We start from the raw sequence: 17,248 nt of genomic DNA on the forward strand, positions 1-17,248 counted from the left end.
TTATAGATTTTTAATTACATAAGTTACAATTCCCCAAATTATCAACTCATTTTCGTCTGTGACTTTAATGGGTTGGTAATTTTTATTTTCAGGCAGTAAATACATGCAGTTTTCTTCTGTTTTTATACGCTTTACAGTAAATTCACCATCAATAAAGCAAACTGCAATTTTGTTATTTTGAGGTTCTAAACTTCGATCAACAACTAAAATATCCTTGTCATTAATTCCTGCATTTATCATCGAATTTCCATTCACTTTTATATAAAATGTAGCTAGTGGATTTTTACATAATTCTTTATTCAAATCAATACCACTTTCCATAAAATCGGTTGCAGGCGATGGAAATCCAGCAGAAACGCCTTCTTTTATGTAAGGTATTTTCAGTTCGCTTTCTAATTCAGGACGAAAGAAAGTTAAAGATAGTTCTTTTTTTAATGACATTTTATTTCTAGAATTTCGTTAAATCTTGTAGTGAATCTTGGTGACAAATGATTTTGATTCATATTCCAAGTTAAACCTAAATTTTGTGTTCCTAATTTTACTTTTCGATCTCCAATTTTAGTATTTAGAAAATCCATCGCTTTCATAATTGCTAAATGTTTCGGATTTTCTTCTTCAAATAATTGAAGTTGTTTTTTATCTTCATCAATTAATTCGGTAACGATTACGCCAGCTTTTTTGAATTTTATGCCTTCATTTCCTTTGTATAAATCTTTAAGCATGGATATAGCAACATTTGAAATTGTCAAAGTCGAATTGGTTGCATAAGGCAAAGTAACCGCTTTGTTGAAATAATATTTTTGCGATTCATACTTGTGTTTGTCGATGACTAACATTACAATTATCGTTTGACAACATGATTTTTGTTTGCGTAATTTCTCGGTACAAACCGCAGAAAAAGTTGCCACGCGTTCTCGCAAATCGTCAAATTCTGAAATTTGTTTGGGAAAACTTCTGGTAGTTGCAATACTTTTTTTCTGCTCACGAATGGGTTCCAAATCTAATACTGATTTTCCTTCTAATTCATACTTCAATCGCATACCGATAACGCCCATTTCTTTTCTAATCCAAGCTTCGTGTTGCGGTTTGGTAAAATCATAAGCGGTGAGAATATTGTGTGCTATCATTTTTTTTCTCAGTCGAAAACCAATTCCCCAAACATCTTCAATCTTGGTCCATTTTAAAGCTTTGATTCGTTTTTCTTCGGTGTCAATTACATAAATTCCTTGTGTTCTGTCTTGAAATTTTTTGGCAATTCTGTTGGCTACTTTTGAAAGTGCTTTAGTTGGTGCAAATCCAACACATACCGGAATTCCAACCCATTTTTGCACACGACTTTTCATCTGAATTCCATAATTATGATAATCAGAAACAGACATTCCGTCAAAATTTAAAAAGGCTTCATCGATGCTATAAATTTCAACATTAGGCGTAAATCCTTCTAGAATTTTCATCACACGATTACTTAAGTCGCCATACAGAGGATAATTGGATGAAAAAACTTTGATATTTTTCTCTTTCAGAAGTTCTCGAATTTTAAATTCTGGCGCACCCATCGGAATACCTAAATCTTTAGCTTCGTTACTTCTTGAGATTACACAGCCGTCATTGTTAGACAAAATAACAACCGGCTTTCCAATAAATTGAGGTTGGAAAACGCGTTCGCACGAAGCATAAAAATTGTTACAATCGACTAAAGCATACATCTTGTAAAATTAGTCAATAATTGAATTTCACAATTGTTAAATCGGTCGATTGTTGATAAATAAAAAACCACCAAAATTGCTTTTGATGGTTTGAATATTTTTGAAAATTTAGTTTTTTAATTTATCAAATTGGTAACTAAAGATGGATACAATCCGATGATGATGTTTAATACAATTGAAATTACTCCAACAGCATAATATACGAATGGAGTTGCTTGTTTTTCCTCTGTAGCTTCTTTAGTGTACATTGCTAAAATTAATTTGAAATAGTAACCAACACTAATAATTGAGTTGATTACACCTGCAATTACTACCACTAAATATTCTGCTTTTATCGTTTGTGTAAACAACATGAATTTCGCAAAAAAACCAGAGAAAATTGGAATTCCAGCCATAGAAAGTAACGAAGCGGTAAGTACAGCAGCTAATAACGGATTTGTTTTTCCTAAGCCGTTGAAGTTGATAATATCTTCGTTGTCTTTGTTTTTTGTAACATAAATGATTACGGCAAACGAAGCCATTCCGGCAAGAGCATAAGCAGAGGTGTAATATAATAATGTGCTTGCGGCGTTAGTCAAACTCAATAATGCCATCAACATAAAACCAGCGTGAGAAATACCAGAAAACGCCAACATACGTTTCACATTCTTTTGACGTAAAGCCATGATATTTCCAACAGTCATCGATGCAATTGATACAATTACAATAATAATTTCGAAGTTATACGTTAATCCAACAGTTAATCCGCTTAATAATTTATATAATGTTGCCATTGCTACCACTTTAGCAAGTGTGCTCATTAAAGCCGTTGTTATTGCAGGCGAACCTTCGTAAACATCTGGTGCCCAAAAGTGAAAGGGTACGGCAGCAATTTTAAATAACATTCCGATAATCATTAACGTAATTCCAATTGGAAACCAAATTGGTAATCCAGCACCTTGAGATAAAGCATAGATTTCGGCTACATCAAAATAACCAGTTGCACCATAAATTAAACAGATTCCGAAAAGTATAATTCCGGATGCAAATGAACCCATTAAGAAGTATTTCATACCGGCTTCATTACTTTTTAAATCCAATCGTTTGCTCGCTGCTAAGATGTAAAGTGCGATAGAAAGTATTTCAATTCCTATAAAAAACATAGATAAATTTGAAAACGAAACCATAGCAACTGCTCCAGCTAAAAGGAATACTTTTATGGTAATAAAATCGGATATTTTCGTTTGATGATCCTTATAAACATCATGACTTAATGCTATTAAAAAGATAGTAAGTATGATAAATAATGACGAAAAACCAGCTGAAAATTTGTCAAAAACAATCATGCTTTTATATTGTTCGTCGATTGAACTATCGATAGACCAAAGATTTAGTGTGATACCAAGAATGGCTAATAGACCTACAATTGTTACTGGAACAAGTGCTTTTCTAAGGTTAAATATTTCTGCTAAAAGGCAAAATACTCCGAGTGCTGATATTGCTATTAATGTTTGCATTGGTAGTACTAAATTATCTATTTATATGAATTAAAATATCTTTTATTGCTGGATTCACCAAATCGGTAATTGGTTTTGGATACAATCCGAAGAATAATAAGAAAGCAATTATAATTACTAATGTAATGATTTCATTTGTTGTAATTGAAGCAAAAACTTTGGTATTAGTTTCTCCTAACATTACATTTTGAAACATTTTTAACATGTAGTAAGCACCAAGAATAATGGTTGTTCCACCAAAAACGGCAAACCAAATATTAACTTGAGATAAACTGTATAGAACTGTGAATTCTCCAACAAAGTTGTATGTTCCAGGTAACGCAACTGATGCTAATACCAAAATCATAAACAACGATGTGAATTTTGGTGATTGAGATCGAATTCCACCCATGGCACTAATTTCTCTAGTTTCATATCTTCTGTGAATAATTTCGGCAACAAAGAATAATCCAACGATTACAAATCCGTGAGCTATCATTTGATAAACTGCACCGTTTAATCCGTCAAGAGTTAAAGTATAACATCCAGCGGCGATTAATCCAACGTGAGCTAAAGAAGAATAAGCTAATAATTTCTTTAAATCTTTTTGACGTAACGCTATAATAGAACCATAAATTACACCAGCAATACTTAGTCCAATCAAATAAGGCATTAATGTTTTTGCAGCTTGTGGAGCAATTTGTATTTGCCAACGAATAACGCTGTATAATCCCATTTTTAGCATGATACCAGATAACAGCATGGTTCCAACAGTTGGTGCTTTTTGATACACTTTTGCCTGCCAAGTATGAAAAGGTATAAGTGGAATTTTAATAGCATATGCCAAGAAAAATGCTGCAAATATCCAAAACTGTTCTGTTGCTGATAACCTTAAATTGAAAAAGTCGCCTAATAAAAAATTGTTTGTTTTTTGATACAAATAGGCAAAGGCAACTAGCATGAATAAAGAACCAGCTAATGTGTAGATGAAGAATTTTACCACAGCTTTTTTACGTTTATCTGCGTCGCCATTACCCCAAATTAATGCTATAAAATAGATTGGAATTAATGCCAATTCCCAGAAAATATAATACAATAAACCATCAACAGCAAGGAAAGTTCCTGTCATAGCAAACGACATAAACAATACTAAAGCATAAAAGCTTTTAGCGTTAGAATAAGTGTTACCCAATGATGAAAAGATGATTATTGGTGTTAATGCAGTTGTTAGTAAAACCATTAACATTGATAAACCATCAGCTTGTAGTGCTAAATATACTTTTGGATATTCCATCCATTCGCCAAGGTAGTTTATAGTTTCTCCTTTTGAAAATTCGTTTAAAAGGTATAATGAAACTCCAAGAGTTGCAACGCTAAAAAATAGCGCCACTTTTGATGCTAGTTTATCACCAGAAAAGTAGGTTGCAATTGCTCCAACTAAAAGTAAAATTAATATAGTAGTTACATCCATTATGCTATGTTTTGAGCTAAAAATAAATAAATAATTATGGCACATACACCAATTACAAAGGCAAATAAGTATAATCCGATACTTCCCGTTTGTAATTTTCTACCTTGATTTGATAGTCCGTTTGCAACAGTTCCAAATCCGTAAACAACTTTACCAAGCGCTGGTTCTAGAGTTGTTCTAAAGAAATTTGACAATCCGTTTAGCGGTTTTACAATTAAGAAAGTATAAAATTCGTCAACGTAATATTTGTTGTAAATTGTTTTAGAAAATCCAGTTATTGCACTATCTTCTTTTGGAACAAAGGCTTGTTTGATGTATTTAGAATATGCCCATCCAATTCCGATAATTGCACCAGCTAAGGCAACTGCCATCAACATATATTCTTGAGTTCCAAGTGCGTGATGCTCATATTTGGTAACTAAAATTGGTTCTAAAAAATGATTTAGCCAATTGCTTCCTGGTAAGTTAATTGCTCCACCAATTGTAGCTAAAGCCGCAAGAACAATCAATGGGAAAGTAATTAAACTCGGACTTTCGTGTAAGTGGTGTTTTTGTTCTTCTGTTCCTCTAAATTCTCTAAAGAAAGTCAAATACATTAATCTGAACATATAAAAAGCAGTCATGATTGAAGCAATAGAAGCTACAACCCACAATACTTTTGCGAAAGCAATATGATGATTTTGGAAAGCAACCAGTAAGATTTCGTCTTTAGACCAGAATCCTGCGAAAGGAAAAATACCAGAAATAGCTAAAGTTGAGATTAACATTGTAGCAAATGTAATTGGCATTACTTTTCTCAATCCGCCCATTTTTCTCATATCTTGTTCACCATGTAACGCGTGAATCACAGATCCAGACCCAAGGAACAAACAAGCTTTGAAGAATGCGTGTGTGATTACGTGAAAAACAGCAACATTATACGCACCAAGACCTAATGCAAGGAACATTAAACCTAATTGTGAAACGGTAGAATAAGCAAGTACTTTTTTAATATCATTTTGAAGTAATCCAATTGAAGCCGCAACTAAAGCAGTTAACGCTCCAACTACTGCAATTATTTCTTGAATGTAAGGAGTTAAATCGAATAAGAAATTCATTCTTGTAATCATGAAAATTCCAGCAGTTACCATTGTTGCTGCGTGAATCAATGCCGATACTGGAGTTGGACCAGCCATTGCATCAGGTAACCAAGTGTAAAGTGGTAATTGTGCCGATTTTCCGGTTGCACCAATAAACAAACATAAGGTTGCGACACTAAGAAGTGCATTTCCGCTATTAGTTCCGCCTAAAACAATTTCTTTTAATTCAACAAAATCTAAAGTTGTGAATAAAGATGCGATGATAAAAATTCCGATAAGGAAACCTAAATCACCAATTCTGTTCATAATAAAAGCTTTTTTAGCTGCATCATTATAATCTTGGTTTTTATGCCAAAATCCGATAAGTAAGTAGGAGCAAAGTCCAACGCCTTCCCATCCGATAAACATTACTAATAGGTTGCTTCCAATTACAAGTGTAATCATGAAAAAGATAAACAAATTTAAATAAGCAAAAAACTTATGTAAATTCTCATCATCATGCATGTAGCTGATAGAGTATAAGTGAATTAACGATCCAATTCCGGTTACAAATAATAACCATAATAGTGATAATTGGTCTAATAAAATTCCGAAATCTAATTTGAAATTACTAACAGTAATCCAATCAAACAATTTAACTTGAATGACTTTTCCTGTTTGATTTAATTGCATAAAAAAGAAGATGCTCATAGCAAAAGAAACAACAACGGCGATTGTTCCGATGGTTCCAGAGACATTTCTGCTTATTTTTTTTCCGAAGAAAACATTAAATAAGAACCCAACAAATGGGGTTAATAATAAGAGTAAAACTAAACTATTCTCCATTAGGGATTATCCTTTTAAGTTTTTTAAATTAGCGATATCAATCGAACCTAAGTTTCTAAAAATAGATACTAAGATTGCCAAACCTACAGCAACTTCGGCAGCGGCAACAGCCATTGAGAAAAATACAAATACTTGTCCTTCGGCATCTTGATGATAGGTTGAAAAAGCAACAAACAACAAGTTTACAGCATTTAACATGATTTCAATTGACATGAAAACGATAATGGCATTTCTTCTGTACAACACGCCAAAAACTCCAATACAAAAAAGAAGTACCGAAAGGAAAATGTAGTTTTCTATACCAACTATATCTAAAATATTATTCATTATTTATTTGTTTTTTCTTTTTTAGACAATAAAACAGTTCCAATCATGGCAACCAATAAAAGCACAGATGCAAATTCAAACGGAACCATATATTCATTAAGTAAAATTTTACCTAATTTTTTAATTGATTGAAAATCCTCGCCAGTTGTATCATAATCGCCAACGATAGTTTTAGAATTTATGAAGATTGTTATTAAAACCGCACTTAAAACACAAAACACTACAATCGCACCAAGACGTGTAATTCTGGGTTTATGAACTTCATCTTCTTTATTTAAATTCATCAACATGATGGTGAATAAAAACAAGATCATGATAGCTCCAGAGTAAACAATAATGTGAACTATTGCTAAAAATTGTGCATTAAAAAGTAAATAATGACCTGCAATTGAGAAGAAACAAATCACCAAATAAATGGCACTGTGAATAGGGTTCTTACTATAAATTGTCAAGAATGCTGTTGACAATGTAATTGCCGCTAAAACGTAAAATATGATAAGTATTGCAGACATAATTAATTTAATTTTTTAGTATTTGCCATAGCCATTTCTAGAGGCATTACTAATTTATCTTTTCCGAAAATAAAATCTTCTCTGTTGTATTGAGCAGGAACTAATTCTTTAGATATAGTTAAATAAATTGCATCTTTCGGACATGCTTCTTCGCACAATCCGCAGAAAATACAACGCAACATATTGATTTCATAAATAGAAGCATATTTCTCTTCTCTGTACAAATGTTCTTCACCTTTTTTACGTTCTTCCGCCTTCATAGTGATTGCTTCTGCCGGACATGAAAGTGCGCACAATCCACAAGCAGTACAATTTTCTCTTCCTTGTTCGTCACGTTTCAACATGTGTTGACCACGATAAACTGGACTAAAAGGACGTACTTGTTCTGGATAATGAATCGTTGCTTTTTTCTTAAAAAAGTGTTTGATGGTAATCCATAAACCTTTAAAAATGGCAATGATGTACAATCGTTCTAAAAAAGTCATTTCTTTATTAGAAACTTGTTTTTTCTTGCCTGATAATGATATACTTTGTATCGATGCTGACATAATTTCGTTTCTTATTTGAAAGCTAAAATGCAAATTCCTGTTATAATAATATTGACAATAGAAAGTGGAATTAAAATCTTCCAACCTAAATTCATCAATTGATCGTATCTAAATCTTGGTATTGTCCATCTTATCCACATAAAGAAAAAGATGAAGAAACATAGTTTTGCAAATAAGGCAAAAATACCAATTACGTTTCCAATATTAACACCCCAATTTTCTACAGCCCAACTCATACCTGGATAGTTGTAACCACCAAAATATAAAACGGATATTATCGTTGCTGAGATAAACATGTTAGCATATTCAGCAAATAAATAGAATCCCATTTTCATGGAAGAATATTCCGTATGGTAACCACCAATTAACTCCGATTCACATTCTGCTAAATCGAAAGGTGTTCTGTTAGTTTCCGCAAAAGCACAAATTAAGAAGATAAAGAATCCGAGTGGTTGGTAGAAAACGTTCCAATCCATTCCTGCTTGTTGCACAGAAATTTCTTTTAAACTTAGTGATCCTGTCATCATCAATAAAGCAATTATTGATAATCCCATGGCAACTTCATAAGAAACCATTTGAGATGCCGCACGAACCGCACCCATTAATGAGAACTTATTGTTTGATGCCCATCCACCAATCATAATTCCGTAAACTCCTAGGGAAACAACTGCAAAAACGTATAATAATGCGCTATCCGTATCGGTAGCTTGCAAGATTACAGTTCTTCCAAATAATTCTAATTTATCACCCCACGGAATTACAGCACTTGTCATTAAAGCCGTACTCATTGCAATTGCTGGTCCAACAAAAAACAGAAATTTATTTTTAGTATTAGGTTCAAATTCTTCTTTGGCGAATAATTTCATACCATCAGCAAGAGGTTGTAATAATCCTCCCCAACCAGCACGATTTGGTCCAACTCTATCCTGAAGATAAGCCGCAACTTTACGTTCTGCCCAAGTAGAATACATTGCCATAATCATTGTTATTGCAAAAATAACTACAATAAAAATGCTTTTTTCTATGATAAAGGCACTATCCATTTTTCTTTGAGTCTATTAAATTTCCGTCAATTTTTTCATTGTAATCAATTTCAGACATACTGATTTTTTTACGATCGATATCTCTTCCCATCAATATTCCTTTTTCTGTTTCAATTACCACTTTATCCATTTTACGTGTATAATTGTTTTGATTGATAACAGAATCTTTTTCAAATCTTCTTGGACCTTCAATTACCCAATCAGAAACTTCTTTTTTGTCAAAACGACAAGTGTTGCAGATAAAATCTTCAACTTCATGGTATTCGTCTTTTCTTGCAGTAACTCTTTGAATTTCGTCACCAAACATCCAAACGGTTGTTTTTCCACAACATCCTGGAGTGGTACATTCTCTGTGTGCATTGAATGGTTTGTTGAACCAAACTCTAGATTTGAATCTAAAAGTCTTGTCCGTTAAAGCTCCAACTGGACAAACATCAATCATATTTCCAGAGAATTCATTGTCAATTGCAGCAGAAACACAAGTGGATATTTGTGAATGATCACCACGATTTAAAACTCCGTGAACTCTTCCGTCTGTTAATTGATCTGCTACTTCTACACAACGTTGGCAAACGATGCAACGGTTCATGTGAAGTTGAATTTTGTCACCAATATCTTCAGGTTCGAAAGTTCTTTTTTCTTCAATGAAACGAGTTTCCGATTTTCCGTGTTCGAATGATAAATTTTGCAAATCACATTCTCCAGCTTGATCACAAACCGGACAATCTAATGGATGATTTATCAAAAGGAATTCGGTTACTGCTTTTCTAGCTTCGGTTACTCTTTCAGAAGATTTGCTTGCTATTTCCATACCGTCTTGACAACCAGTAACACAGGATGCTACTAATTTTGGCATTGGTCTTGGATCGGCTTCGCTACCTTTTGTAACGTCCACTAAACAGCAACGGCATTTTCCGCCTGTTCCTTTTAGTTTAGAATAATAACACATGGCTGGCGGAACTGATTCTCCACCAATCATACGAGCAGCTTGCAGGATTGTTGTTCCAGCTTCTACTTCTATTTCTTGACCGTCTATGGTTACTTTCATTGTAAATTTGTTTAAAAGTTTAAAAGTTTAAAAGATTAAGTGTTTCCACTTCGTACTTCCAACTTCTAACTTCGTACTTTTAAATTATACTGTTTGCTTTGCTACTAAATGCTTCACTTTTTCAAATGGCTCATTTACAAAGTGATCTCTATTTCTTACTTTTTCTGGGAAACGAATGTGGTATTCAAACTCGTCTTTGAAATGACGAATTGCCGCAGCAACTGGCCATGAAGCCGCGTCACCTAATGGACAAATCGTATTTCCTTCAATTTTAGATTGAATACTCCATAATAATTCGATGTCTTCTTCGCGTCCGTGACCGTTTTCAATTCGGTGTAACACTTTTTCTAGCCAACCTGTTCCTTCACGGCATGGCGTACATTGTCCGCAAGATTCATGGTGGTAAAATCTTGAAAAATTCCAAGTATTTCTAACGATGCAAGCTCTATCATCATAAACAATAAATCCACCTGAACCTAACATGGAACCAGTTGCGAATCCACCATCAGAAAGACTTTCGTATGTCATTAAACGGTCTTCACCAGCGGCAGTTTTGTAAATTAAATTGGCTGGTAAAATTGGCACCGAACTTCCTCCAGGAACTAATGCTTTCAATGGTCTGTCGGTTTGCATACCACCACAATATTCGTCAGAATTCATAAATTCGTAAACAGAAACACCCAATTCAATTTCGTAAACACCTTGATTTTTGATGTTTCCAGATGCTGAAATTAATTTGGTTCCAGTAGAACGACCAATTCCAATTCCTGCATAATCAGCACCAGAATTATTGATAATCCAAGGCACAGCAGCAATTGTTTCTACGTTATTTACTACAGTTGGATTTTGCCAAAGACCTTTTACAGCAGGAAATGGTGGCTTCAATCTTGGATTTCCACGTTTTCCTTCTAGTGATTCAATCAATGCAGTTTCTTCTCCGCAGATGTAAGCTCCGCCACCAATTTGAACAAAAAGTTCTAAATCGTAACCTGAACCTAATATATTTTTACCCAAAAATCCAGCAGCTTTTGCTTCGGCGATGGCTCTTTCTAAAATTTTGTAAACCCACATGTATTCTCCACGAATGTAGATGTATGAAAGGTTTGCTCCAAGCGCATAACTTGATGTAATCATTCCTTCTATTAAAAGGTGAGGAATGTACTCCATTAAGTAACGGTCTTTGAAAGTTCCTGGTTCTGATTCGTCAGCATTACAAACTAAATGTCTTGGATTTCCCGATTTTTTATCGATAAAACTCCATTTCATTCCAGCTGGAAATCCTGCACCACCACGACCACGAAGCCCAGAAGTTTTTACTTCTTCAACCACTTCGTCTGGCGTCATTTTTTTCAAGGCTTTTTCTACTGATGCGTAACCGCCTTCACGACGATATACTTCATAAGTTTTAATTCCTGGAACGTTGATTTTGTCTAATAATATTTTTCTTCCCATGATACTATTTATCGTGTAAAGTGATTTTTCCTTCTTTGCAATCAGACACTAACTGATCGATTTTTTCTTTGGTAAGATGTTCTTGGTAGAAATCACCCAATTGCATCATTGGAGCATATCCACAAGCACCAAGACATTCCACACCGCGAACTTCAAACATCATATCTGCCGTAGGTTCGCCTACTTTTACTCCCAATTTATAACAAGTGTAATCCATTAAATCTTCTACTCCGTTTTGACAACAAGGAGAAGTTTGACAGAATTCGAACATGAATTTTCCAATAGGACGTTGGTTGAACATCGTGTAAAAAGTTACAACTTCATACACTTCAATATTTTGAATTTGAAGAATTTCGGCTACTTTATTTTGCAATTCAATACTCAACCAATTGTCGTGAGCATCTTGAACTTCATGCAAAACTGGTAATAAAGCCGATTTTTGTTTGCCTTCAGGATAATGACTAATCAATTCATTGATGCGGTTCATCAACGATTCGGTTATGTTTATCTCTTGTTTTATATGTGATCTTTCCATTTTTGTTATTTTAAATTTTGAATTATAAATTTTAAATGTTTTGAATAATTTATAATTTAAAATTCATCATTTATAATTTCATTATGCGTCTAATTCGCCTGCAATTACATTTAAACTTGATAATATTACGATAGCATCTGATAACATTCCGCCTTTAATCATTTCTGTATAAGCTTGGTAGTAAATGAAGCAAGGTCTTCTAAAGTGTAAACGATATGGTGTTCTACTTCCGTCAGTTACTAAATAAAATCCTAATTCACCATTTCCGCCTTCTACTGGATGATAGATTTCTGCTACTGGAACTGGAACTTCACCCATCACAATTTTAAAGTGATAAATTAAACTTTCCATGTTGTGGTAAACATCTTCTTTTGGAGGCAAATAATAATCGGGAACATCAGCGTGAATTGGTCCTTCTGGTAATTTTGCTAATGCTTGTTTGATGATACTTAAACTTTCCCAAACTTCGGCATTTCTAACACAGAATCTATCATAAGTATCACCTGATTTTCCTACTGGAACATCAAATTCAAAATCTTCATAAGAAGAATAGGGTTGTGCTTTTCTAACGTCATAATCAATTCCAGCAGCGCGCAAATTTGGACCAGTTAAACCGTATTGCATAGCGCTTTCAGCAGTAATTGGTCCAACATTAACTGTTCTATCAATGAAAATTCTATTTCTTTCGAAAAGGTTTTCAAATTCTTTCCAAGCAACTGGGAAATCGGTAAGGAAAACATCTAATTTTTTGAAGGCTTCTTCCGACCAATCTCTTTCGAAACCACCGATTCTACCCATATTTGTTGTTAAACGAGCGCCACAAATTTCTTCGTAGATTTCGTATACTTTTTCTCTAAATTGGAATACATAAAGGAAACCTGTATAAGCTCCAGTATCAACTCCAAGGATTGAGTTGCAGATTAAATGATCTGTTATACGAGCCAATTCCATTACGATAACTCTTAAATATTGAGCACGTTTTGGAACTTCAATTTCAAGTAGTTTTTCGACTGTCATCCACCAAGCCATATTATTAATAGGAGAAGAACAGTAGTTCATTCTGTCTGTTAACACGTTTACTTGATAAAATGGTCGATTTTCAGCAATTTTTTCGAATGCACGGTGAATGTAGCCAATTGTTGGTTCGGCATCAAGAATTTTTTCACCATCCATTAATAGGATATTTTGAAAAATTCCGTGAGTTGCAGGATGCGTCGGTCCTAAATTCAATACCGAAAGTTCGCTACCGTCTTCGTTGCGTTTCTGCTCTACAATTTTTGCATATCGATGCTCTGGTGGTAATAATAGTTCTGACATTTTATAATGTTGAATTATTTCTTTTATTTTTTTGTCGCACTTCGATAATGCTCCGTTTGACTTTTATTTATTTGTATTGGCGACAGTTCTTCCAAAGAATCTATCGTCTTTATCGGTTCTTCCGCTGTCTTCCATTGGGAATTCTTTTCGCATAGGAAACGACACCATCTCATCCATGTTTAAAATTCGTTTTAATTGTGGATGACCTTTAAAATTAATTCCGTAGAAATCATACGTTTCTCTTTCCATCCAATTGGAGCAAAGAAATAAATCGGTGATTGAGTCTACTTCTGGATTTTCATTTGCTAAAAAAGTTCTTACTCTAATTCTAACATTTTCAACCCAATTATGTAAATGGTACACCACTTCAAACTGATGATTTTCATCATTGTCTGGAAAGTGAACACCACATAAATCGGTAAGGAAATGGAAATTTAAGTCTTGATTTTCTTTTAGGAATTGAATTACTTCATGTACTGTTTCTGAAGTAGCTTCGAATGAAAAAACATCTCGTTGCATTTCAAAATTTAGAACATGATTTCCAAATTTTTGTGATAGTTTTTCTTGTATGTAAGCTGTTTCTAAAGCCATATTATAGGTTATAAGAAGCTAATAATTCTTTATATTCTGGAGAATTTCTTCGGCGAACCGATTCGTTCTTTACTAATTCTTGTAATTGCATTACGCCATCAACAATTTGTTCTGGTCTTGGAGGACAGCCTGGAACGTAAACGTCAACTGGAATTACTTTATCAATTCCTTGTAAAACAGAATACGTATCGAAGACTCCACCAGAACATGCGCAAGCTCCAACAGAAATCACCCAACGAGGTTCAGACATTTGTTCGTATACTTGACGTAAAATTGGTGCCATTTTTTTAGAGATTGTTCCCATCACCATTAGCATATCTGCTTGACGAGGAGAAAAACTCACACGTTCAGAACCGAAACGAGCCAAATCGTAATGTGATGCCATCGTTGCCATAAACTCAATTCCACAACATGAAGTTGCAAAAGGTAAAGGCCAAAGAGAATTAGCACGTGCTAATCCAACAACATCGTTTAATTTTGTGGCGAAGAAACCTTCACCTGTAACACCTTCTGGTGCATCAACCATTTTTGTTTTTTCCATAGCAGTAGTATTTATTCCCATTCAAGTGCTTTCTTCTTGATAATGTAGAAGAAACCAATTAAAAGCAACGACATAAAAATAACCATTTTAATCATTCCGTCTACACCTAATTCCTTGAAGTTCACAGCCCAAGGATATAAGAATATTACCTCTACGTCAAAAAGAACGAAAAGGATCGCCACTAAGAAATATTTTACTGAGAAAGGAATACGTGCATTACCAACAGATTCGATTCCGCATTCGAAGTTTTTATCTTTGTTTTTGGAATGTCTTTTTGGACCTAAAAAACTAGAGCCAATAATAGTTAAGACAACAAACCCAACAGCCAAACCTGCCTGCATAACGATTGGTAAATAATCTAATTGATTGGATTGCATAGTGCTAATATTTAGACGTAATAAAAATAGCCACAAATATACGTTGCAATATTTAAATCTCAAAAGTGAAAGGGCAAACGTTTGTTATTTATATCTTAAAAACCAATTATTTAAAACAATTCTAAATAAAAAAGTAAGATATAAAAAAACGTCCCGATACTATCGGGACGTTTGACCATTGAGGTAATCAAAAAATAATATATATTAGTCTTCGATTACAGCTACTTGAGCTGCAACTTTACCTTTTCTTCCTTCTTCTTCTTCGTAAGAAACTTTATCACCTTCGTTTAGTGACTCAGCTCTAATACCTGTTGCGTGAACGAAAATGTCTTTTCCATTTTCATCATCTGTAATGAATCCGTAACCTTTTGATTCATTGAAAAATTTAACTGTACCTGTGCGCATTGTTGTAATAATAATTATTAATAATTGTCAAAGATATACTTATTTCTGACATAGCAAACAAAAATTAAATAAAAAGTTAAAATAGTAACAAAAAAATAATGTTGTAACGGAGTGATTTTCAAGTAAATATTTGAATTATCATCAAAATTGAAATAAAAAAGCAACTATTTATGAATTTTTAAATAGTTGCTTTCTAATACGTTGCGAATTTGATATAAATTACTTTAGCTCAACTTTTATATGTAATTCCTTTAATTGTGCGTCATCAATTGTTGAAGGTGCATCGATCATTACATCTCTTCCTGAGTTGTTTTTTGGGAAGGCAATAAAATCACGAATCGTCTCTTGTCCGCCAAGAATTGCTACTAATCTGTCCAATCCAAATGCCAAACCTCCATGCGGTGGCGCACCAAATTGGAACGCATCCATTAAAAATCCGAATTGATTTCTCGCTTCTTCTTCGGTAAATCCTAAGTATTTGAACATTAACTGTTGTGTCGCTTTATCATGAATTCTGATAGAACCACCGCCAATCTCATTTCCGTTTAATACCATATCATAGGCATTAGCTCGAACTTTTCCAGGATTTGTTGCTAATAACTCCATATCTTCTGGTTTTGGCGAAGTAAATGGATGGTGCATTGCGTGCCATCTTCCAGATTCTTCATCCAATTCTAGTAAAGGGAAATCTACAACCCAAAGTGGTGCAAATTCTGCTGGATTTCTCAAGCCTAATCTTGTTGCTAGTTCCATTCTTAAAGCAGAAAGTTGCGTACGAGTTTTGTCTGCTGGACCAGAAAGGACAAAAATCATATCTCCAGCTTTTGCACCAGTAATTTCTGCCCATTTCTTCAAATCCTCTTGATCGTAGAATTTATCAACCGATGATTTATAAGTTCCGTCGGCTTCACATTTTACATAAACCATTCCAGATGCGCCAACTTGAGGACGTTTTACCCAGTCAATTAAAGCATCAATTTCTTTTCTTGTGTATGCTGCACAATTTGGAGCGGCAATTCCAACTACTAATTCAGCTGCGTTGAAAACTGGAAAATCTTTCTGTTGAGCAACTTCGTTTAACTCACCAAATTTCATATCAAAACGGATATCTGGTTTGTCATTTCCGTAAGTTTTCATGGCATAATCGTAGGTAATTCTTGGAAATTTCTCTACTTCAATGCCTTTTATTTCTTTTAGTAAATGACGTGTTAATCCTTCAAATACATTTAATATATCTTCTTGTTCTACAAATGCCATTTCGCAATCGATTTGTGTAAACTCGGGCTGTCTGTCGGCACGTAAGTCTTCGTCACGGAAACATTTTACAATTTGAAAATATTTATCCATTCCGCCCACCATCAATAATTGTTTGAACGTTTGTGGTGATTGTGGTAAAGCATAAAATTGACCTTCGTTCATTCTACTTGGAACTACGAAATCTCTTGCGCCTTCTGGAGTGGATTTAATCAAATAAGGAGTTTCCACTTCACAGAAATCTAAATCTGATAAATATTTACGCACTTCCATCGCTACTTTGTGACGAAAAAGTAATGAGTTTTTTACCGGATTTCTTCTGATGTCCAAGTAACGGTATTTCATTCTAATGTCTTCACCGCCATCGGTTTCGTCTTCAATAGTGAAAGGTGGCGTTAAAGCTGCGTTAAGAATTGTCATTTCTTTTACAAGAATTTCAATTTCACCTGTAGCCATATTTTTATTTTTGGCTTCACGCTCAATAACAGTTCCTTTTACTTGAACTACAAACTCTCTTCCAAGTGTTTTAGCCAATTCAAAAACCGATTTTTCTGATCGACTTTCGTCAAATAACAATTGTGTAATTCCATAACGGTCGCGTAAATCTACCCAATTCATGAATCCTTTATCTCTTGATTTTTGAACCCAACCGGCAAGCGTAACTTCTTGATTGATATGCGAGGCGTTTAATTCACCACAATTATGACTTCTATACATTTGGAATATTTTTTTTATTACATAC

General features: G+C 34.1%; 18 protein-coding genes. All 18 read right to left on the minus strand.

Annotation, left to right across the window (positions count from 1 at the left end; genetic code table 11):
- The 18 genes from LG45_RS05175 to aspS all read right to left on the minus strand — a co-directional run bounded on the left by LG45_RS05175 (position 1) and on the right by aspS (position 17,223).
- On the minus strand, positions 1-441 hold the full coding sequence (locus LG45_RS05175) for a LexA family protein (protein ID WP_035125017.1): 441 nt from the start codon (positions 439-441) through the stop codon (positions 1-3).
- Entirely contained in the window at positions 432-1,706 is a 1,275-nt protein-coding gene (locus LG45_RS05180) for a Y-family DNA polymerase (RefSeq protein ID WP_035125019.1), read from the minus strand. The genes LG45_RS05175 and LG45_RS05180 overlap by 10 nt, the downstream gene beginning before the upstream one ends.
- Positions 1,707-1,822: 116 nt before the next feature.
- Positions 1,823-3,202, minus strand: coding sequence for an NADH-quinone oxidoreductase subunit N (locus LG45_RS05185; protein ID WP_035125022.1), 1,380 nt, complete (start codon positions 3,200-3,202; stop codon positions 1,823-1,825).
- 13 nt (positions 3,203-3,215) lie between these two features.
- A complete protein-coding gene (locus tag LG45_RS05190; RefSeq protein ID WP_035125025.1) occupies positions 3,216-4,652 on the minus strand; it encodes a complex I subunit 4 family protein in 1,437 nt (478 codons plus the stop codon).
- Positions 4,652-6,556 carry an NADH-quinone oxidoreductase subunit L gene (gene nuoL / locus LG45_RS05195; RefSeq protein WP_035125026.1) on the minus strand — a complete coding sequence of 635 codons (1,905 nt, stop codon included), beginning with the start codon at positions 6,554-6,556 and terminating at the stop codon, positions 4,652-4,654. The genes LG45_RS05190 and nuoL overlap by 1 nt, the downstream gene beginning before the upstream one ends.
- A 6-nt stretch (positions 6,557-6,562) precedes the next feature.
- Positions 6,563-6,883 carry an NADH-quinone oxidoreductase subunit NuoK gene (gene nuoK, locus LG45_RS05200; RefSeq protein ID WP_035125028.1) on the minus strand — a complete coding sequence of 107 codons (321 nt, stop codon included), beginning with the start codon at positions 6,881-6,883 and terminating at the stop codon, positions 6,563-6,565.
- On the minus strand, positions 6,883-7,395 hold the full coding sequence (locus LG45_RS05205) for an NADH-quinone oxidoreductase subunit J family protein (RefSeq protein ID WP_035125030.1): 513 nt from the start codon (positions 7,393-7,395) through the stop codon (positions 6,883-6,885). Before LG45_RS05205 ends, nuoK begins: the two co-directional genes overlap by 1 nt.
- 2 nt (positions 7,396-7,397) lie before the next feature.
- Positions 7,398-7,943: a NuoI/complex I 23 kDa subunit family protein gene (locus LG45_RS05210; RefSeq protein ID WP_035125033.1), complete on the minus strand. Its 546-nt coding sequence runs from the start codon at positions 7,941-7,943 to the stop codon at positions 7,398-7,400.
- 11 nt (positions 7,944-7,954) lie between these two features.
- The gene (gene nuoH / locus LG45_RS05215) at positions 7,955-8,986 is read right to left on the minus strand and encodes an NADH-quinone oxidoreductase subunit NuoH (RefSeq protein ID WP_035125034.1); all 1,032 of its coding nucleotides are present in this window, start codon (positions 8,984-8,986) and stop codon (positions 7,955-7,957) included.
- Positions 8,979-10,034, minus strand: a complete 1,056-nt coding sequence (locus tag LG45_RS05220) for an NADH-quinone oxidoreductase subunit G (protein ID WP_035125036.1) — start codon at positions 10,032-10,034, stop codon at positions 8,979-8,981. The genes nuoH and LG45_RS05220 overlap by 8 nt, the downstream gene beginning before the upstream one ends.
- A gap of 84 nt (positions 10,035-10,118) precedes the next feature.
- Positions 10,119-11,486 carry an NADH-quinone oxidoreductase subunit NuoF gene (gene nuoF, locus LG45_RS05225; protein ID WP_035125038.1) on the minus strand — a complete coding sequence of 456 codons (1,368 nt, stop codon included), beginning with the start codon at positions 11,484-11,486 and terminating at the stop codon, positions 10,119-10,121.
- 4 nt (positions 11,487-11,490) lie between these two features.
- The gene (locus LG45_RS05230) at positions 11,491-12,021 is read right to left on the minus strand and encodes a complex I 24 kDa subunit family protein (RefSeq protein ID WP_035125041.1); all 531 of its coding nucleotides are present in this window, start codon (positions 12,019-12,021) and stop codon (positions 11,491-11,493) included.
- A gap of 81 nt (positions 12,022-12,102) precedes the next feature.
- The gene (gene nuoD, locus LG45_RS05235) at positions 12,103-13,338 is read right to left on the minus strand and encodes an NADH dehydrogenase (quinone) subunit D (RefSeq protein ID WP_035125043.1); all 1,236 of its coding nucleotides are present in this window, start codon (positions 13,336-13,338) and stop codon (positions 12,103-12,105) included.
- 63 nt (positions 13,339-13,401) lie between these two features.
- Positions 13,402-13,929, minus strand: coding sequence for an NADH-quinone oxidoreductase subunit C (locus LG45_RS05240; RefSeq protein WP_035125044.1), 528 nt, complete (start codon positions 13,927-13,929; stop codon positions 13,402-13,404).
- A gap of 1 nt (position 13,930) precedes the next feature.
- On the minus strand, positions 13,931-14,470 hold the full coding sequence (locus tag LG45_RS05245) for an NADH-quinone oxidoreductase subunit B (RefSeq protein WP_035125420.1): 540 nt from the start codon (positions 14,468-14,470) through the stop codon (positions 13,931-13,933).
- An 11-nt stretch (positions 14,471-14,481) separates the two neighbouring features.
- On the minus strand, positions 14,482-14,847 hold the full coding sequence (locus LG45_RS05250; protein WP_035125046.1) for an NADH-quinone oxidoreductase subunit A: 366 nt from the start codon (positions 14,845-14,847) through the stop codon (positions 14,482-14,484).
- Between the two features lie 204 nt (positions 14,848-15,051).
- A complete protein-coding gene (locus LG45_RS05255; RefSeq protein WP_035125048.1) occupies positions 15,052-15,252 on the minus strand; it encodes a cold-shock protein in 201 nt (66 codons plus the stop codon).
- Between the two features lie 219 nt (positions 15,253-15,471).
- Positions 15,472-17,223, minus strand: coding sequence for an aspartate--tRNA ligase (gene aspS / locus LG45_RS05260; protein WP_035125421.1), 1,752 nt, complete (start codon positions 17,221-17,223; stop codon positions 15,472-15,474).
- Positions 17,224-17,248 lie beyond the last annotated feature (25 nt).

The organism is Flavobacterium aquatile LMG 4008 = ATCC 11947 (assembly GCF_000757385.1).
In the GTDB taxonomy this organism is placed as follows: Bacteria; Bacteroidota; Bacteroidia; order Flavobacteriales; family Flavobacteriaceae; genus Flavobacterium; species Flavobacterium aquatile.